The sequence below is a fragment of the Pseudomonas vlassakiae genome, from assembly GCF_014269035.2.
Taxonomy (GTDB): Bacteria; Pseudomonadota; Gammaproteobacteria; order Pseudomonadales; family Pseudomonadaceae; genus Aquipseudomonas; species Aquipseudomonas vlassakiae.
The window spans coordinates 1-18450 of record NZ_JABWRP020000007.1 but is presented as its reverse complement, the minus strand read 5'-3'; the positions used below and the strand labels follow the sequence as shown (position 1 = coordinate 18450).

At 63.5% G+C, this 18450-nt stretch carries 15 protein-coding genes and 1 riboswitch; of the genes, 10 read left to right on the top strand and 5 right to left on the bottom strand.

The window, feature by feature from the left end; genetic code table 11:
- The first annotated feature begins 73 nt into the window (after window positions 1–73).
- From pnuC to HU738_RS10890, 9 genes are all read left to right on the top strand, one after another.
- Window positions 74–640, top strand: coding sequence for a nicotinamide riboside transporter PnuC (pnuC, locus tag HU738_RS10930; protein ID WP_186602249.1), 567 nt, complete (start codon window positions 74–76; stop codon window positions 638–640).
- Complete coding sequence (locus HU738_RS10925) at window positions 637–1188, top strand: AAA family ATPase (protein ID WP_186602247.1); 552 nt, start codon at window positions 637–639, stop codon at window positions 1186–1188. The genes pnuC and HU738_RS10925 overlap by 4 nt, the downstream gene beginning before the upstream one ends.
- Window positions 1189–1485: 297 nt before the next feature.
- Window positions 1486–1917, top strand: a complete 432-nt coding sequence (gene fapA / locus HU738_RS10920; protein ID WP_186602246.1) for a functional amyloid chaperone FapA — start codon at window positions 1486–1488, stop codon at window positions 1915–1917.
- A 1-nt stretch (window position 1918) separates the two neighbouring features.
- Complete coding sequence (fapB, locus tag HU738_RS10915) at window positions 1919–2509, top strand: fibril amyloid subunit FapB (protein WP_186602245.1); 591 nt, start codon at window positions 1919–1921, stop codon at window positions 2507–2509.
- Between the two features lie 51 nt (window positions 2510–2560).
- Window positions 2561–4051 carry an amyloid-like fimbrin subunit FapC gene (gene fapC / locus HU738_RS10910; protein WP_186602244.1) on the top strand — a complete coding sequence of 497 codons (1491 nt, stop codon included), beginning with the start codon at window positions 2561–2563 and terminating at the stop codon, window positions 4049–4051.
- Window positions 4052–4119: 68 nt separating this feature from the next.
- Window positions 4120–4800, top strand: coding sequence for a fibril amyloid maturation endopeptidase FapD (gene fapD / locus HU738_RS10905; RefSeq protein ID WP_186602243.1), 681 nt, complete (start codon window positions 4120–4122; stop codon window positions 4798–4800).
- A gap of 43 nt (window positions 4801–4843) precedes the next feature.
- Window positions 4844–5587 carry a fibril amyloid subunit FapE gene (fapE, locus tag HU738_RS10900; protein WP_186602242.1) on the top strand — a complete coding sequence of 248 codons (744 nt, stop codon included), beginning with the start codon at window positions 4844–4846 and terminating at the stop codon, window positions 5585–5587.
- 47 nt (window positions 5588–5634) lie between these two features.
- On the top strand, window positions 5635–6915 hold the full coding sequence (gene fapF / locus HU738_RS10895; protein WP_176506422.1) for a fibril amyloid transporter FapF: 1281 nt from the start codon (window positions 5635–5637) through the stop codon (window positions 6913–6915).
- A gap of 120 nt (window positions 6916–7035) precedes the next feature.
- Entirely contained in the window at window positions 7036–9237 is a 2202-nt protein-coding gene (locus HU738_RS10890; protein WP_186602241.1) for an LTA synthase family protein, read from the top strand.
- On the opposite strand, the gene HU738_RS10885 is transcribed toward HU738_RS10890, so the two are convergent.
- Entirely contained in the window at window positions 9238–10563 is a 1326-nt protein-coding gene (locus HU738_RS10885; protein WP_054886512.1) for a sigma-54 dependent transcriptional regulator, read from the bottom strand.
- Between the two features lie 343 nt (window positions 10564–10906).
- Between HU738_RS10885 and HU738_RS10880 the strand changes: the two genes are divergently transcribed.
- Window positions 10907–11173 carry a hypothetical protein gene (locus HU738_RS10880; protein WP_054886513.1) on the top strand — a complete coding sequence of 89 codons (267 nt, stop codon included), beginning with the start codon at window positions 10907–10909 and terminating at the stop codon, window positions 11171–11173.
- Between the two features lie 116 nt (window positions 11174–11289).
- Here HU738_RS10880 and HU738_RS10875 read toward each other — a convergent pair whose 3' ends face one another.
- From HU738_RS10875 to cobW, 4 genes are read right to left on the bottom strand one after another with little or no spacing between them, the layout of a single operon-like run.
- Window positions 11290–11922: a vWA domain-containing protein gene (locus HU738_RS10875; protein WP_186602239.1), complete on the bottom strand. Its 633-nt coding sequence runs from the start codon at window positions 11920–11922 to the stop codon at window positions 11290–11292.
- Between the two features lie 35 nt (window positions 11923–11957).
- Complete coding sequence (locus HU738_RS10870) at window positions 11958–12959, bottom strand: magnesium chelatase ATPase subunit I (RefSeq protein WP_176506425.1); 1002 nt, start codon at window positions 12957–12959, stop codon at window positions 11958–11960.
- Window position 12960: 1 nt separating this feature from the next.
- The gene (cobN, locus tag HU738_RS10865) at window positions 12961–16722 is read right to left on the bottom strand and encodes a cobaltochelatase subunit CobN (RefSeq protein ID WP_186602237.1); all 3762 of its coding nucleotides are present in this window, start codon (window positions 16720–16722) and stop codon (window positions 12961–12963) included.
- A 3-nt stretch (window positions 16723–16725) separates the two neighbouring features.
- Entirely contained in the window at window positions 16726–17793 is a 1068-nt protein-coding gene (gene cobW / locus HU738_RS10860) for a cobalamin biosynthesis protein CobW (RefSeq protein WP_186602235.1), read from the bottom strand.
- Between the two features lie 100 nt (window positions 17794–17893).
- Window positions 17894–18098, bottom strand: a riboswitch (cobalamin riboswitch).
- Between the last annotated feature and the right edge of the window lie 352 nt (window positions 18099–18450).

Here is an 18450-nt window from a genome sequence, read left to right as displayed (position 1 = left end):
CCGCGGGTTGTGCGCTACACCTCCTGCCCTGCACACGCTACAATCGGCGCCCTTTGCCAACCTGGGATCGCCGATGTCCGGCCTCGAACTCCTCGCCGCCGTGCTCGGCGTCACCGCCGTGTGGCTCACCGTCAAACAGAATGCCTGGTGCTGGCCGATCGGCCTGGTCATGGTGCTGATCTATGGCGGGTTGTTCTACGAAGTGAAGCTGTACTCGGGCATGCTGCTGCAGCTGGCCTACGCCGTGCTGCAGCTGTATGGCTGGTGGCAATGGAAGCGCCCGGACCGGGTCGAGGACGCTCGCCAGGTCTCGCGCCTGCCAACCCGGGCGTTGTTCGGCGGGTTGCTGGCAGGGCTGCTGCTGAGCGTGGCCCTCGGTGCGGCGATGGCCAGCTGGACCGATGCCGCCCTGCCCTGGCTGGATGCCACGCTGACCGGCTTCAGCCTGGTTGCGCAACTGTGGATGGCACAGAAGCGCCTGCAGTGCTGGCCGCTGTGGATCGTGGTGGACGTGGTCTATGTCGGCCAGTACCTGCACCAGCAGCTGTACTTCACGGCGGGTTTGTTTGCCGTACTGACCCTGATCGCGGTACGCGGCTGGCTGGAATGGCGCCGTGACCCGGCCGTGGGGCACGCATGAAGGTCTTGGTGCTGTGCGGCCCCGAATCCAGCGGCAAAAGCTGGCTCAGCGGTGAAATCCAGGCGCATTTCGGCGGCATCGTGGTGGCCGAATACGTTCGCCACTTCATCGACCAGGAATGCCGCGACACCTGCTATGCCGATATCCCCACCATCGCCCGCGGCCAGCTGGCCTGGGAAGACCAGGCCCGCCAGCAGGCGCCTGAACTGCTGATCCTCGATACCCACCTGCTCAGCAACATGCTGTGGAGCCAGGCCCTGTTCGCCGCGTGCCCGCCCTGGCTGGAGCAGGCGTTGCTTGCCCGCCGCTACGACCTGCATCTGCTGCTCAGCCCGCAAGGCGTAGGCTGGGTCGACGATGGCCAGCGCAGCCAGCCAGCCCTTGCCGACCGCCAGGCGTTTTTCGACGACAGCCGTCGCTGGCTGGAGCGCCACGGGCAACCGCTGCAGATCATTGAAGGCGACTGGCAGCAACGCAGCGCCGCGGCCCTGCTGGCGGTTCAGCGCCTGCTGCAGGGGAAAACCCCGCTCTGCCCCACCGAGTGTTAATCCCATGACACACCCGGCTGAGGCCAAGCCCCTGTTTCTGCGGGCTCAACGCCATTTATGGGGGCAGTGTCAAGGCTGTGAAACATTCGTGAAAAAGGCCCCTCGGGTAACGCAAATGCTGGGCCAAACGCGCTTTCACTGAAAATCTGTCTCAGCGTTGATACAGCAAATTCACAGTTTGTTCAGGCAATGCGCTCAACACACTGATTCTTATCGGAAATCCAAAACCGGCACGGCTTTCGCTCTCCTCCTTCGCACCGCTGAACAAGACCAGCGCTCGAAGAAGGAGTCGCCGTCATGGGGAAACTGGATAAAGGCATTTTTCGCCTGTTGCTGGTCGGCTGTGCACTGGGTTCGGCGCTCTGCGTGCGCGCTGATAACGGCATCATCGTGATCACCCGCGATGTGCAGCCGCGCATGGCCATTCGCGCCCCTTTGGCCCCCGACCCCTACCCCACCACCGCCAACGCCAACCCCTCCGCGCAAGTGCTCAAGCAGACCAACGAACTGAGCGATGGTGACTTCGCCAGCATCACCAGCGGCACGGGCATTTCCTCCTTGATCACCCAACCGACCGGCAACCTTGGCGGCCACATCGGCAACCAGACGCAGTTGACGAACCAGGCTGCTGGCCGCGGGACGGGTTCGGGCAACGGCATATCCAACATGGTCAACTCAAGCGTACAGCGCGGTCTTGCCCCACTGCAGATCCTCACGGGAGGTAAATGAGATGAGGCAGACGCTGTTTCTCCTGGCCCTGTTGAGCAGTACCTCGGCGCTGGCGCAAGCCCCCATGCCTTCGCCGGTTCCGGTGCTCAACGACGCCAACATCGACAATTCCGGCGCACAGTACCAAGGCAACTTCAGCGTCAACCAGGCCGCCGGCGATGGCCAGCAACAAGCCAACGCACGGGCAATAGCCACCGGCCACGAGGCCAATGCGAGCACCCAGATCCGCCAGCGCCAGTCGTCCATCGTCGACCCTAACATGGGCGCCAGTGCCAGCATTCAGGGCAATGCCTTCAGTCATGGCAGCGGCGCACTGGGCGTCAACCAGAGCGCGGGGGCTGCGACCCAGCAGGCCAATGCCCTGCGCATCAGCATCAGTACACAACCGCAAAGCATCGATGACAGCGTCCTGCTGCAACAGAACGTGGCGCTGATCAACAGCTCCGATCCAGCTGATACCTCACCCGGCTATCGCCATGTCACCACCGGTGACCAGGCATTCACCGGTAGCCGCGGGGTCATCCAGCTGAATCAGAGCGCCGGGGTGGGCAACCAGACGGCAAACACCCTGAGCGTAAGGGTCGCGAACTGACCCGGAAGGTACAGGTAAGAACAACACTTAACCTAAAGACGGAGAAACACCATGAAACCCTCGATGGCAATCAAGCCTCTGGTTTTCGCAATTGCTGCGGTCATGGCTGTTGCTGCACAAGCGGATCAGAACAATCGTCGCGGACACGACAATCACAATAACCACCACCGGCAAATGGACAGGGCTGTGTTCACCAGTGCTTCTGCTGAAGCCACTGATTCCCAGCGAAGCACTGGCAACACCATCCACAACGAAGGCACCATCAACGAAGCCGAGATGAGCAGTTCAGGTGCTGGCGCCAGCGGCAACGTGGGTGTCAACGTGGCGGCAGGTAACGGCAACCAGCAAGACAATGCCGCAGCCATCGCCAATACTTCCTCCGACAATGCCGACATCGACAACAGCTTTGTCTTCGGCACCGCTACTGCGAACGCTGAAGTGACGCAGCGCAGCAACAACAACACCGTCAATAACTGGTCGACCCGAAGCTCCGCCGTCATGAGTGGCTCGGCCGACGGCAGCAGCGGCAACATTGGTATCAACATTGCTGGCGGCGACCTGAACCAGCAGAAAAATACCATGGCCATCGCCAACAACGCAGCGCCTATCGGTAACTCCAGCGCGACTGCTTCGGCCGATCAGAACGGCCCTGGCTTGACCGTGAACAACCGTGCCGACCGGACCTACACCATTGATACGCTGTCGTTCACCACGTCTTCGAGTGGTTCGGCCTCGCGTAGCGGCTCCTTCGATGCCAGCGTCGACAAGAGCTCCAGCTCCAGCTACAGCGCGTCGGGTAGCCAGAGCGCCAGCGCCAGCGGTTCGAAGAGCAGCAGCTCCAGCGGTTCGACCAGCATGACCGCCAGCGGCTCCAACAGCAGCAGCGCCAGCGGCAGCAACAGTTCGACCGCCAGCGGCTCCAACAACTGGGCTGCAAACGGCTCTTCCAGCCGCGACCACAGCTCTTCTTCCAACACCACGGTCAGCGCATCGCTCGATGCCAGCGCCAATGGCAGCGCTTCGTCGTCGCAAACCTTCGGCAACTTCACGCGCTCGCGCAGCTCTGACTTCGACACATCGCTCAGTGCATCACTCGATGCATCGGTCGACAAGTCGCATGAGTCGTCCAGCAACTCGTCGTTCGACAAGTCGCTGAGCTCCTCTTTCGACAGAGCCTACGACTCTTCGTATGACCGCAGCCATGACTCGTCCTACGACAAGTCTCGCGATACCTCCTACGAGAAGGCCAACGCATCGGCATGGGAAAAAGCCAGTGCCTCGGCCTACGAGAAAGCTGGCGAGAAAGCGTCGCAATCGTCGGACAGCATCTCGAAGAGCTTCAGCGAGTCTAGCGAGTATGCCCTGAGCAACACCGTGTCGTTCCAGGTGCTGACCCCGACCGGCTGGGCCAACCCTGTGACCAACACCGCCACCCTGAGTGGTTCGGTGAACGGTGGCAGCGGCAACCTGGGCGTGAACGTGGCAGCGGGTGTAGGCAACCAGCAGAGCAACTCGCTGGCCATCTCCAACACCTCGATGTAACCACTGCGGTCTGGAGGCTCCCTTCGGGGAGCCTCTTTCCAACAAGAAAAAGGCAGGGGGCGTCGAACATGCGCATTTTCGCCTTGGCATTTGTGCTGTGCATCGCCAGCGTCGGCGAAGCCTCCCAGATGCCGTTGTCCGTGCTGCCGGGTGGTGCGGTGATCTACAAGCCGGTCCAGAGCATCCGCGAGCGCAAGTTCGCCGACCTGGTCCAGCAAAAAACCGACTTCAGCTGTGGCGCGGCCTCGCTGGCGACCATCCTGCGCCAGGCCTACTGGCTGGACGTGGATGAAAACCAGGTGATCGAGGGTATGTTGGCCCATGCCAATGAAGACCTGGTCCGAACCCAAGGCTTCTCGATGCTCGACATGAAGCACTACGTGGAAAGCCTGGGCATGCGGGCACGCGGCTACAAGGTAGCCCCCGACACCCTGAACAGCATCCGCATCCCGGTGGTGGTGCTGATGGATATCCGCGGTTACAAGCACTTCGTGGTGATGCAGAAGGTCGACAGAGGCTGGGTGTATATCGGTGACCCGGTGCTGGGGCACAAGCGCTTCAAGCTCGACGACTTCGTCAAAGGCTGGAACGGCATCATCTTCGCCGTGATCGGCAAGGGCTATGACAAGAACAACATCCTGCTCGACCCACCGCTGCCGCTGAGCGCCAAGAACCGCATCAGCAATTTCACCCCGGTGCCGGATGCAGAGTTGATGGACTTTGGTTTCATTCAAAGCGACTTCTTCTAACGACCTTTTCAATGACGCAGGGCAAGACGCTCAGGGAGAACCCATGAAGACTTCCCTCTGGCTGGCAGTGGTTTGCCTGGCTGCCAGCCTGCCAACCCATGCAGAAACGTTCAAACCGATCGAATTGAAGGACCAGGAGCTGGCCAACCTGCGTGGCCGCTATGTGATGCCAGGGCGGATCGTGAGCTTTGGCATCGTCATGACCAGCACCTGGCAGAACGCCAATGGCGAAGTGATTGGCGCAACCTCGGCGATGCAGGTGCAGCAGTCGACCCTCAAGCCACAGTTCTACGTCTCGATGATCGATGAAAAAGGCACTGGCAGCGCGCACACCAGCACCGGCACCGGTACCGTCAGCGGTGGCAGCGGCCTCAACACGACCCAAGGGGTGACCCAGGTGGTACGTGCTGCCGGTGACTTCAACGCAGCCAACAACAATGTCGACATCAATGTCACCAAAGGCAACCAAGCGCCGGCCAGTCAACCGCAAGGCCAGGCCCTGGCTGCAGGCGCCACGCTGGTCGGCAGCAATGGCGCTGGCACCTTGAGCGTGTCGTCCACGGGAGCTGGCGTGCAGATGAATATCGTCGCCAACGGCAACCAGGGCAACTCGGTACAAAGCCTGGGCCAAGGTGGGCTGATGCAGAACACCACCCTGCTCGGGGCCAGCAACCGGGTCAGCAACCTGACTTCACTCAATGTCGTGCTCCGCGACAGTGCACCGATGGCCGGTTCCGTGGGCGCCAATCTTGAGCAGCTTAAAGGCATTCGCAATCTCGGATACTGATCTACGCTCAAGTCTCATCGTATGCAGTCAGAAGGGACGGCTAATCCATGCATCGTTTGTCGACGTTCAGAGCTCTCGTTTGCTTTACCACAATGGCCCCGGCCACTCTGCTACAGGCGGCAACCGACCCTCAGGTCGAAGCACTCAAACAGGAACTGATAGCGCTGAAACAGCGCTACGAAGCCCAACAGAACGCATTGATGGTGCTGGAACAGCGGCTCAAGCAGGTCGAGGAAGCTCCCGCCCAGCCGCAACCAAAGCGCCTGACCAGGTCCCCCGCAGAGGGCGTGAAAGGCGGCCAGACCGTGGCCACGGGTACGCCAGGCAGCAGTGGCGCCTCGTATGGGCAGTCGCTGCAGGACAATTCGGAACCGGCGCAAAGCGTGTCCAACCTGTATGACGAGGCCAGCGGCTTCTTCGGTGGCGGCAAGTTCAGCGTCGAAACCGGGCTCACCTACACCCACTACGATACCCGCGCCCTGGTGCTCAACGGGTTTCTGGCACTGGACTCGATCTTCCTCGGCAACATCAACATCGACCGCATCAAGGCGGACAACTGGACCCTGGACCTGACCGCGCGCTACAACGTCGACCAGCGTTGGCAGTTCGACATCAACGTGCCCATCGTCTACCGCGACTCCACCTATTCCTCCGGGGGGGCAGGCGGCGCCGCCGGCACCACCTCCGACGCATCGGTCACCCGTGACCCGACCCTCGGCGACGTCAACTTCGGTATCGCCTACAAATTCCTCGACGAGTCGGATACCTGGCCGGATGCCGTTGCCACCTTGCGCGTGAAGGCGCCAACCGGCAAAGACCCGTACGGCATCAAGCTGCAACAGGTGGCGGGCAACGATAACCTGGCGGTGCCAGAGGACCTGCCGACCGGCAACGGGGTGTGGGCCATTACCCCGGGCGTGTCGCTGGTGAAGACCTTCGACCCTGCCGTGCTGTTCGGCAGCCTGTCGTACACCTACAACATGCAGGACTCGTTCAGCGACATCAGTCCGCAGGTAAACACCAAGGTGCCGGGCGATGTGAAACTCGGCGATTCCTGGCAGATCGGTGGGGGTATTGCCTTTGCCCTCAACGAGAAGATGAGTATGTCGTTCTCGGTCACCGATCAGTTCGCCCGCAAGAGCAAGATCAAGCCCGATGGCGGTGATTGGCAATCGATCACCAACAGCGACTATAACGCCGCCAACTTCAACGTCGGCCTGACCTTTGCTGCCTCCAACAACCTGACGATCGTGCCGAACTTGTCGATTGGTCTGACAGACGATGCACCGGATTTTTCCTTTAGTCTGAAGTTCCCGTATTACTTCTGACATGCGGGGCGCATCGCGCCCCAATTGGTTACCAACCTTGTAGCCAACGGCTTTCCGGGAATCGGCCTGTTATCATCGCGCACAAATGTGTGACGATTTCATGGCAAAAAGGAAAGTTTCGTGAAAAACCTGCAAGGCCCACCACGCACCCGGCTGCTCGCCCTGGCAACTCTGGTGCTGGTGATCCCCCTGGTCGTGCGCGCCCTGCTGGGCTGGTCCAGCCCGTATGGCTATCTGTCGGATTTGGCGCTTGGGAGTCTGCTGGTGCTGCTGTTACAGCGCCGCGCATGGTGGCTGGCGTTGCCGGTTCTGCTGGCCTGGGCCGCGCTGTGGGTGGCTTCGGCCGAGCTGGTCAGCGCCGTGGGCAGGCTGCCGACCAGTGCCGACCTGAGCTATCTGTTCGACCCGCAATTCATGGAAAACTCCACCGGCGGCGGTCTGGCCCATGCCTGGCTGCCCCTGTTGCTCGCGGGCGGCCTGCTGGTCTGGCTGGGGAGCGCCTGGCGCAGCCGCAGGCAGCCGGGTGCGAAGTTCCCGCGCAAGGCCTGGGCCATTCCGGCGCTGTTGTTTGCTGCACACTGGGGCAGCCAGCACCTGGCGCCCAGCGACGCTGACCAGTGGCGCCAGTACACGCTTGCTCATCAACTGCTGTCTGCGGCCGTCGGCGACCTGGAGCGCCACGCCCTGCACTGGGCCGGTCGGGCGCCCGCCGTCACGCCGTTGCCAAGTGCCGGCCTGACCCAGCATGACCTGAGCGGGCAAAAGCTGCTGGCCGCCCCGGGTCGTGCCCGCAACCTCTTGGTGATCACCCTCGAAGGCATCCCTGGCGCTTATGTGCGCCCCAACCGCCAGGCCCTGCACAGCCGCTTCGATGAAGACCTGATGCCCAAGCTCAGCCACTGGGCGGAACGAGGCATGAACACCCCGGACTACGTGTTGCACACGCACCAGACCATCCGCGGCTTGTACGCGATGCTGTGTGGCGACTATGACAAGCTGGCCAACGGCACACCAAAGGGGGTCGAACTGCTCACCCAGCAGCAGCGCAACCAGGCCTGCCTGCCAGCACAGCTGCGCCAGGCCGGCTTCACCACCCACTACCTGCAAGGCGCGGGCCTGCGCTTCATGGCCAAGGACCGGATCATGCCGCATGTCGGCTTCGACTCGGTGCACGGCCTGGAGTGGTTCAGCAACGACAATTACCTGGAATTCCCTTGGGGCAAGGATGATCATGCCTTCTTTGAAGGCGCCCTGGACTATGTTGGCCAGCTGCGACAGCAAGACCGCCCATGGATGCTCACCCTGCTGACCGTAGGGACCCACCAGCCCTACTCCGCCCCCGATGACTACCTGCAGCGCTTCGACACCGCCAAGCAAGCGGCGGTCGCCTACCTCGATGACGCGATCGGCGCCTTCCTCGACAACCTCGAACGCCAGGGCGTGCTCGACGACACCCTGGTGGTGATCACCTCGGACGAGTCCCACGGTATCGATGGCGTACGCCTGGCCTCGTCCTGGGGCTTCAATCTGACCCTGGCACCCGAGCAAGCACAATTGCCGCGCATCAAGCGCGGGACCTACGGCCACGTTGACCTGGCCACGTCCCTGCTCGACTACTTTGCCCTGCCGATCCCGGTCGCCCTTGGCGGGCGCTCGCTGTTCCGCGATTACGACAGCGGCCGGGAGATGATTTCCTACACCAACGGCATGCTGCGCTACCACGACGGCAAGGGCGTTTTCACCGAGTGCGATTTCCAGCAGCGTTGCCGCCGCTACGACAGCCCAGGCTTCATCGCGGACAAGGCCCGCTACCTCGGCCCTGGCGACAGCACCCTGGGTATGCAGATTGGCGCGCTGGCCGGCGTGCTCGACCAGTCGCTTTTGCAGACGCCGCTCAACCTGCGTTATCAGTTCGGCGGCCCGTCCGCCATTCAGTTGCAGGCGCGCATACGCGACGACTGGGCTGACAACCTGATCGGCGCGCAGTACCTGGAAATGCCCGAAGGCTCGCACACCCGGGTGCGGGTCAAGGTGCGTTCGCTGGACCGGCAGCACGCGGCCTATATTCAGCTCAAGGCCAAGGAGTTGGAACAGGATGTGCCGCTGGGGTTGCCCGAAGAGATCCGGGTGACGGCCGACGAACCCCTGGAAATCGAGTTCGGGTTCGATAACCCGACGATGCGCAAGGCGTTTTCCTTCCACCTGCTCGGCTACGGCGGCGGCGAGGTCGAGGTCAGTGATTTCAGCGTGATCACCGCGCTACCTGGCGAGGAAGAGCCGCTGGAAGACTTGTCTGACGGGCATATCGCCCAATCCAGCTGATCAACGAATCTGGTGCTTGTGCAGCAGCCGGTAGAACGTCGGCCGTGATACACCAAGCACCTTCGCGGCAATGCTCATGTTATTGCTGTGCCGGTCCAGCACATCGCACAGCGCCTGGCGCTCGGCCCGGTGCTTGTAGTCTTCCAGCGTGCCCAGCGGCTGCTCCTCCTGCTCCAGGCCCTGCAGGCCAAGGTCCTGGGCCTCGATCTGGCGCCCTTCGGCGAGCACCAGCCCGCGCCTGACCCGGTTGGCCAGTTCACGGACATTGCCCGGCCAGTTGTGGCGCCCCATCGCTGCCAGCGCATGGTCGCTGAATGAGCGGGGCCTGCGGCCTGTTTCCAGGCTGTAGAAGTGCGAAAAATGATTGGCCAGCATCGACAGGTCGCCATGCCGGTCACGCAGCGGCGCTGTCACCACTTGCAACACGTTGAGCCGGTAGTAGAGGTCTTCCCGAAAGCGCCCTTGTTCGATGGCCTTTTCCAGGTCAACGTGGGTTGCCGCCAATACCCGCACGTCGACCGGTATCGGCTGGCTTCCACCTACCCGCTCGATGTGTTTTTCCTGCAGAAAACGCAGCAAGTTGGCCTGCAGTTCCAGGGGCAGGTCGCCGATTTCATCGAGGAACAAGGTGCCACCATGGGCCGCCTCGATCCGCCCCACCTTGCGTTGATGGGCACCGGTAAAGGCCCCTTTCTCGTGCCCGAACAACTCGGACTGGATCAGGTTTTCAGGGATCGCCCCGCAGTTGATGGCGATGAACGGCATTTCGCTGCGCTGGGATTGCCGATGCAGTGTGCGCGCCACCAGCTCCTTGCCGGTGCCGCTCTCGCCGCGGATCAACACAGGCGATTCGGTAGGCGCCAACTTGCCGAGCAATTTGCGCAACTCCAGGATCGGCCGGCTGTCGCCGAGCAGTTCATGCTCCAGCCCATCCACCCTCACCGTGCCCTTGCCGCGCAGGCGGGCCATGCCGAATGCTCGCCCCAATGTCACCAGCACGCGGGAGTAATCGAACGGCAAGGTGTGAAAATCGAAGAACCATTCGCAGACAAAGTCACCGACGTTCTGCATGCGCAACTGCTCGGCGTTGAGCACGGCTATCCACTCGGTGTTGCTGCGCTTGATCATGTCCTTGACCGCGTCCGGATGCCGCAAGTGAGAGGCCTGCAGGCGCAACACCCCGATATCACAACGGTGCTCCAGGGCCTGATCCAGGCCACAACTGTGAACCTCCCAGCCGGCACTCTCCAAGCCGGGTAGCAGACGGTGACAATCGTCGCAGGGGTCGACGATAAGCAAGCGACGCAGGGCGGCAGTCTCGTGCATGACCGTTCCTTGGCGCCAATTGTTGGTTTTTTTCGCTAAAACAGTAAGTTGCGGCGCCGAATTAACAGTAGCAACGAACTTGACGCTGCCCACGACCGTTTGTCTGCCGGAGTCTGACGAACCAAACCGGCTCGGGAATTTTTCATATGCATTGGCGTCACAGCGGCGCCGGGAAACAAAAAATCTGTAACCGGCAAAAAATTTACATGCGCTGTGTGACTCCACCCCTAACTTGGAGCATCAGTACGAGTAACCCCGCGCTGCGGATCGCGATAACACTTGAAGCGACGTAGCAGTTACGCGGACCTCATTTCGCTGTTTGGGACCATAGAGAGACCGAACCATGAATGCACCGCTCCGTGTCAACGAGGCACTGCTGATTGCCGACCACGCATTCGAACCCTTCCAGTGCGTTGCCTGGGATGCGCCCAACGGTACAGGCGAACTGAGCCTTGCGGTGATCGACCGGACCAGCACCCGTATCGGCAGCAAACAAGTATCGTCGCGTATCTATTCGGACCCTGCACAGTGGGCCAGCCTGATCGAGGAAGTCCGCGCCGAACTGTCGCAGAAAGGTTACGACCTGCAACCTTGGTCAATGCCGAAATAATCGCGTTGCGCACTCTGCAAGTGCGTGCACGGCACGCACTTGAGCAACTTAGCGATGGCTTGCCAGGCAACTTTCATATTGCGACATAGTGTCGCGCCCATCCCGTCCCGCCTTATTCACTGCTTTTCCTTGAATTGCTCAAGATGCTGATAGACGGCATGTAATTGCGTGGCCAACTGGTGCGCCCGGCCAAGGCGAACTGGCGCCAATTCCATGTCAACCAGCACCGTTGCGCAAGGCATGGGCTGCACGCCATTGCAGCGCTGCAGGCGCCCATCGGTGAATACCAGGCAGCGCTGCAACTCGTGGGGATGGGCTTTGTGCCGGGCCTGCAACCAGCGCCTGGCCTGGTCGAGCGCTGCAATCAAAGGCGTGCCGCCGCCAGCCCCGAGGGCCTGCAGCCAAGGCTGCAGGCTTGCCGAGGCCTTCAGGCCATGACGCTGCCACTGCGGCGCGCCACCGCTGGCCGTGAGCAGCGCAAGGCGGGCGCGTTGCCGATAGGCCTGGTCGAACAGCTCGGCGAGCAGGCCTTTGCACTGCGCCAGCGCCTGGTGGCGCCGGGTGGAAGCCGATGCATCGACGATCACCAGCCACAGTTCATTGGCCTGCGCCTGGCGCTGCTGCCAGCAAAGGTCCTGGCGCAACCTCGGGCGGCCCTTGAGCAAGGTCGGCAGCCAGGCCACCCGGCCAGCGGAGGCTGCACGGCTGCGGCCTCGGCTGGCACCTGGCAGTTTTCCGGCACGGGGCATGGCATCCGCCCCCTTCAAACCTGGTTGGCGGATGCTCAGGGCTTTTTTGCCCAGTTCGGCACCTCTCGCCGTGCGCCGCTGCTCACCGGTTGCGCCGGCAGTGCGCCCCAATCGCCCTGGCCACCCTCACCCTGCCTGTCGCGGCCATCCGCTGCACCGGGCGGCGCAGAGGCTGGCACCTCGGCCGGCGTGCGCCGGCGATGGCGCAAGGCGAATTCGGCCACGGCGTCGACATCCCCTTCCTCGATCGCCTGCCCACCGCGCCAGGCACAATGCGCACGGGCAGCGCGCAGCCACACCAGATCGGCACGCAGGCCATCAACACCAGCGGCGAAACAACGCTCGGTGATCCAGGCCAGCGCCTGATCGTCCAGGGCAATCGCCGCCAGCCCCTGGCGCGCCGCCTGGCAGCGCTCGCGCAGTTGCGCCTGGGCACTGGCCCACTGCTCGCAGAATGCTTGCGGGTCGCTGTCGAAGGCCAGCCGCCGACGGATGATCTGTTGGCGTGCCTCGGGAGCCGGCAGGCCATCGAGCGCCACATTGAGGCCGAAGCGGTCGAGCAATTGCGGGCGCAACTCGCCTTCCTCGGGGTTCATGGTGCCGATCAGCACGAAACGGGCACTGTGCCGATGTGAAATACCATCGCGTTCGATGCGGTTGGTACCACTGGCAGCCACATCCAGCAGCAGGTCGACCAGGGTATCCGGCAGCAGGTTGACTTCATCGACATACAACACGCCACCATCGGCCTGGGCCAGCACACCGGGGCTAAACTGCGCCTTGCCCTGGCCAAGCGCAGCATCCAGGTCCAGCGTCCCGATCAAACGCTCTTCACTTGCGCCCAACGGCAAGGTCACGAACGGGCCCTCGCCCAGCAGATCGGCCAGGCCCCGAGCCAAGGTACTCTTGGCCATGCCGCGCGGGCCTTCGATGAGCACGCCGCCGATCTTCGGGTCGATGGCGGTGAGGCACAGGGCCAGTTTGAGGTCCTCGGCGCCGACCACGGCCGCCAGTGGGAATTGCACGGGTTCACTCATTTCAAGGCTGTTCCTCGCCGTCGAGCAACTGTTCCTCAAGGGCCTCGCGATAGTCACCGGGGGCTTCCCAAAGCCCGCGTTGCTGGGCTTCCAGCAAGCGCTCGGTGAGGTCGCGCAGCGCCTCGGGGTTATGCTCTCGCATGAAGTCGCGGGTCGCCGGGTCGAGCACGTAGGCATCGGCCAGCGACTGGTAATGATGGTCATCGATCAGGTGCGTGGTGGCGTCGAAGGCGAACAGGTTGTCGACGGTCGCGGCCAGCTCGAACGCACCCTTGTAGCCATGGCGTTTCGCCCCGTCGATCCACTTCGGGTTCAAGGCACGGGCACGGATCACGCGGTTCAGCTCTTCCTTCAAGGTACGGATCCGCGGCCGGTCGACCTGGCTGTGATCGCCGTGATAACTGGCCACTGCCCCACCGGACAAGGTCTCCGACGCGGCCAGCATGCCGCCCTGGAACTGATAGTAATCGTTGGAATCCAGCAAGTCGTGCTCGTGGTTGTCCTGGTTCTGCAACACCGCCTGCACCTGGCTCAGGCGCCGGGCGAACTGGGCGCGCGCCGGGGTGCCTTCATCGCGGCCACCGTAGGCATAGCCACCATGATTGAGGTAAACCTCGGCGAGGTCTTCACGGCTGTGCCACAGGCGGCCGTCGATGGCGTTCTGCACGCCGGCACCGTAGGCGCCTGGTTTGGCCCCGAACACCCGCCATCCCGCCTGGCGCGCCGCCTGTTCGGCCTCCACGCCCTGCGCCTGCAGGCTGGCGCGTTCGTTGCGCACCCGCGCGGCCAGCGGGTTGAGGTCGTCCGGCTCGTCCAGTGCCGCCACTGCCTGCACCGCCGCATCGAACAGGCGGATCAGGTTGCCGAAGGCATCGCGGAAGAAGCCCGAGACGCGCAGCGTCACGTCCACCCGTGGGCGGTCGAGCAGGCTCAGTGGCAGGATCTCGAAGTCGTCGACGCGCTGGCTGCCGGTAGCCCACACCGGGCGCACCCCCATCAACGCCATGGCCTGGGCAATGTCGTCGCCACCGGTGCGCATGGTCGCCGTGCCCCACACCGACAAACCCAGCTGGCGCAGATGGTCGCCATGGTCTTGCAGGTGCCGTTCGAGGATCAGGTTGGCCGAGGCGAACCCCAGGCGCCAGGCGGTGGTGGTGGGCAGGTTGCGCACATCGACGGTGTAGAAGTTACGCCCGGTGGGCAGTACATCCAGGCGGCCGCGGCTGGGTGCACCGCTGGGACCGGCCGGTACGAACCGCCCGCACAGCGCGGCCAGCAGCCCATTGATCTCCGCAGCGCCGCACGCATCCAGGTCAGGAGCGACCTGCTCGCGCAGAGAGTCCAGCACCTCGTGCACCGGCTGCCACTGCGGTTGCTCGGGCAGCTGCGCCGGCCCTTCCAGCGCCTGCTCGATGATGCGCAGCGCAAGCAACTCAAGGCGCTCGCGGGTATCGCCAGCAGTGCGCCAAGCGCCCGCTTGCACGGCCTGCAGCATCGCCGGGCGTGGCCCTGACCAGGCCTCGCCAAGGTCGCAGTCGAGAGGATCGAAGCCCGGCGTCAGTGCCTTGGCCAGGGTCCGCAGCAGGCTGGCATTGCCACCGCGACCATCGCCCCGCTCCACGCGCAGCAAGGCCAGCAAGGTATCGAGGCGCAGGCGCGCCTGCGGCGACTGCCCGAATACATGCAGGCCATCGCGGATCTGCGATTCCTTGAGGTCGCACAGGTAGGTATCCAGGCGCGGCAACCACACTGCGGCATCGTCCAGCTGGCCCTCCAGCTGCAACTCACGGTCGATATGGTTGGCCTTGACCAGCTCGAGAATGTCACGTTGCAGCTCTCGTGCACGCCGTGGGTCGAGCAGTTGGGCTTCGTAGAATTCGTCCGCCAGTTGCTCCAGATGACGCAGCGGGCCGTAGGTTTCGGCGCGGGTCAGCGGCGGCATCAGGTGATCGATGATCACCGCCTGGGTCCGGCGCTTGGCCTGGGCGCCTTCGCCCGGGTCGTTGACGATGAACGGGTAGATATTGGGCAGCGGGCCGAGCAGCGCGTCCGGCCAGCAATGTGCGGACAGGCCGACGCCCTTGCCGGGCAGCCACTCCAGGTTGCCGTGCTTGCCGACGTGGATCACGGCATCGGCAGCAAAGGCATGACGCAACCAGAAGTGAAACGCCAGGTAACCATGCGGTGGCACCAGGTCCGGGTCGTGGTACACCGCGCTGGGGTCGACCTGGTAACCGCGCGCTGGCTGGATACCGACGAAGGTCAGGCCAAAGCGCAGGCCGGCGACCATCAGGCGGCCAGCGCGGTACATCGGGTCTTGCTCGGGCGGCCCCCAGCGCTCCAGCACGGCCTGCCGATTGGCCTCTGGCAGGCGTGCGAAGGCCGCGTGGTAGTCCGCCAGGCTCAGGCTCTGGGCGCACGGGCGTTGGTCGAGCTGTTCGAGGTCGTTGGTCACCCCGCCCAGCAGCTGGTGAATCAGTTGCGTGCCGCTGCCTGGCAGCTGCGCGAGCGGATAGCCCTCGGCCTGCAGTGCCTTGAGGATGTTGAGGGCGGCAGCCGGGGTATCCAGGCCGACGCCATTGCCGATACGGCCATCGCGGGTCGGGTAGTTGGCCAGCACCAGGGCCACGCGCTTTTGCCCATTGGGCAGGCGCGCCAGTTCGACCCAACGCCGTGCCAGCTCGGCGACAAAGTCCATGCGCTCGGGGTGAGCACGGTAACAGACCACATCGGACTGGCTGCGCTCGCTGCGCCAGGCCATGTCCTTGAAACTGACCGGTCGGGTGATGATGCGCCCGTCCAGTTCGGGCAAGGCGATGTGCATGGCCAGGTCGCGGGCACCCAGGCCCTGCTCGCTGGCCTCCCAGCCGGGCTGGTTGTCCTGCGCACAGATGGCCTGCAACACCGGGATATCACGACGGAACGGGCGCAGGTTGGGCCGTTCCGGGCTGGAGAGGGCAAAACCGGTGGTGTTGATCAACACCTCGGCCTCTACTTCGTCCAGCCAGGCTTCGACCTGCTCCAGGCAGGCACTTTCCTTGAGGCTGGCCACCGCGATGGGCAGCGGGTTGAGGCCGGCGGCCTGCAAGCGCTCGCAGAACACGTCAATGAATGTGGTGTTGGCAGCCTGCAGGTGAGAACGATAGAACAGCAACGGTGCCACCGGATACTCACTGTTCCAGTGGCTGTACCAGTCTTCGAGCTGTGCGCCAGGTATGCGCGGGTGATACACCGAAGTGCGCGGCAAAGGCTGCGGTTCGTCCCAAGGGTAGTCACGCCCCAGCCACTGATTGGCCAGGCAGTTGAACAGGTTGATGGCATTGCGCTTGCCGCCCTGGCGCAAGTAGTGCCAGAGCCGCTCGGCCGGCTCGCCGATGACCGTGCCGAGGCCGGTCAGCTCCGGGTCCGGGCGATCATCGCCGGGGACCAGGATCAGCTGCACGCCCCGCGTTGCCAGTTCGACCAGCTGCTCGACGCCGTAGCGCCAATAGCCGACGCCACCGTGCAGCGACACCAGGATTACCTTGGCATGGCGCAGGACCTCGTCGACATACAAGTCGACCGAGGCATGGTTCTGCACCTGCATCGGGTTGGCCAGGCGCAGGCTGGGGAAATCGTCTGGCAGCTGCTCGGCGGTTTCGGCAAGCAGTGCCAGGTGCGAGTCGCCGCTGCAGAGGATCACCAGGTCGGCGGGCGTCTGGCCGAGGTCGGCGATGCTGTCGTCTGGCACGAAGCCGCCGGGCTGGGTCCGCAGCAGGTGCATGGGTCAGGCGCCCAGGGCCTGGCGCAGGCGCGCTTCCAGCTGTGGGGCATCGAGGTCCTGGCCAATCAGCACCAGGCGGGTGATGCGGGGCTCGTCGGCGCGCCAGGCGCGGTCGAAGTGCTTGTCGAAACGGGTGCCCACGCCCTGTACCAACAGGCGCATCGGCTTGCCGGGGATGGCCGCGAAGCCTTTGGCGCGCAGGATGCCGAATTCCACCACCAGCTGGGTCAGGGCATCGAGCAGCAGGCTTTCGTCAGCTTCGGGCAGGTCGATGGAGATCGAGTCGAAGGCATCGTGGTCGTGATCGTCATGATCGTCGCCGTCATGGTGGGCATCGTGGTGGGTGCGACGGCCATCGATGTGCGCCTCGGACTCCGCGCCCACGCCCAACAGCACTTCCAGCGGCAGTCGGCCGCTGCTGGCTTCGATTACCTTGACGGCTGGCGGCAGCTCCTCGGCCACTTCGGCACGCACCTTGGCCAGGCCTTCGGCGTCGATCAGGTCAGCCTTGTTCAACACCACCAGGTCGGCACTGGCCAGCTGGTCGGCGAACAGTTCGTGCAGTGGCGATTCGTGATCAAGGTTGGGATCAAGCTTGCGTTGCGCGTCGACCTGCTCCGGGTAGGCGGCGAAGGTGCCGGCGGCCACGGCCGGGCTGTCGACCACGGTAATGACAGCATCGACGGTGCAGGCGTTGCGGATTTCCGGCCACTGGAAGGCTTGCACCAGGGGCTTGGGCAGTGCCAGGCCGCTGGTTTCGATGAGGATGTGATCGAGGTCGCCACGGCGTGCGACCAGTTCGCGCATCACCGGGAAGAATTCTTCCTGCACGGTGCAGCACAGGCAGCCGTTGGCGAGTTCATAGACGCGGCCGCTGGCTTCTTCCTCGGTGCAGCCGATGCTGCATTGCTTGAGGATTTCGCCGTCGATGCCAAGCTCGCCGAATTCGTTGACGATGACCGCGATGCGGCGGCCTTGGGCGTTGTCGAGCATGTGGCGGAGCAAGGTGGTCTTGCCCGAGCCGAGAAAGCCGGTAACGATGGTGACGGGGAGCTTGGCCAGTGTTTTCATGTCGCGTTGCCCTTGGCAGGTTGGTGCGGGCACACGGGACGAAAGCCGCAGGCCAGGCCGGCCGGGCTCGTTCGCCACCGGATCACCCCGCCCGGTTGAAAGTCGAAATCGTCTCGAGGCAGGTCTCCTGGCTTGCACCGTTCCAGTGCATCAAGCAGCTGGCGGGGTGACGCCTTCCCGCGCATTGGCGCAGTGGCTGTGTCGACCCATTGTCGGTGCCTACAGTTGCGGGGGCAGCCGCGGCTTGTACCGCGTTCCCGTCTTAGCTTCGGCAGTGCCGAAGAACCTCGAAGTCGCAAGGCTACGCGGGGGGTGGCGGGTGGTCAACTGTTGCCATCCCGTCGACGAAGCCCATCGTTCTGCTCTTGCTCTTGCTTTTGCTCTTGCTTTTGCTCTTGCTTTTGCTCTTGCTTTTGCTCTTGCTCTTGCTTTTGCTTCTAAGCGCGCGGTAGTTCAGCAAACGCCGAATGCGACTTCAGGAGGCCGAACGCAGGCGTCTGGAGGGCCAGGGTGCGCAGCACCCCTTCGGCGTAGCCGAAGGCGCGAGATGTAGACTTGCGTAGCAAGTCGTAGGCCGCGCGGGCCCGGAGGGCGCCGGAGTGAGGGGACCCCGGAGCGAAGCGTAGGGGCCGGATGATAGGAGCCAGCGTTTTTTGG

Coding starts and splice junctions, on each gene's coding strand:
- HU738_RS10880 (WP_054886513.1), top strand. CDS start 10,907: ATGAATGCACCGCTCCGTGTCAACGAGGCACTGCTGATTGCCGACCAC.
- HU738_RS10875 (WP_186602239.1), bottom strand. CDS start 11,922: ATGCCCCGTGCCGGAAAACTGCCAGGTGCCAGCCGAGGCCGCAGCCGT.
- cobW (WP_186602235.1), bottom strand. CDS start 17,793: ATGAAAACACTGGCCAAGCTCCCCGTCACCATCGTTACCGGCTTTCTC.
- HU738_RS10925 (WP_186602247.1), top strand. CDS start 637: ATGAAGGTCTTGGTGCTGTGCGGCCCCGAATCCAGCGGCAAAAGCTGG.
- cobN (WP_186602237.1), bottom strand. CDS start 16,722: ATGCACCTGCTGCGGACCCAGCCCGGCGGCTTCGTGCCAGACGACAGC.
- fapB (WP_186602245.1), top strand. CDS start 1,919: ATGAGGCAGACGCTGTTTCTCCTGGCCCTGTTGAGCAGTACCTCGGCG.
- fapC (WP_186602244.1), top strand. CDS start 2,561: ATGAAACCCTCGATGGCAATCAAGCCTCTGGTTTTCGCAATTGCTGCG.
- fapD (WP_186602243.1), top strand. CDS start 4,120: ATGCGCATTTTCGCCTTGGCATTTGTGCTGTGCATCGCCAGCGTCGGC.
- fapF (WP_176506422.1), top strand. CDS start 5,635: ATGCATCGTTTGTCGACGTTCAGAGCTCTCGTTTGCTTTACCACAATG.
- HU738_RS10885 (WP_054886512.1), bottom strand. CDS start 10,563: ATGCACGAGACTGCCGCCCTGCGTCGCTTGCTTATCGTCGACCCCTGC.
- HU738_RS10870 (WP_176506425.1), bottom strand. CDS start 12,959: ATGAGTGAACCCGTGCAATTCCCACTGGCGGCCGTGGTCGGCGCCGAG.
- pnuC (WP_186602249.1), top strand. CDS start 74: ATGTCCGGCCTCGAACTCCTCGCCGCCGTGCTCGGCGTCACCGCCGTG.
- fapA (WP_186602246.1), top strand. CDS start 1,486: ATGGGGAAACTGGATAAAGGCATTTTTCGCCTGTTGCTGGTCGGCTGT.
- fapE (WP_186602242.1), top strand. CDS start 4,844: ATGAAGACTTCCCTCTGGCTGGCAGTGGTTTGCCTGGCTGCCAGCCTG.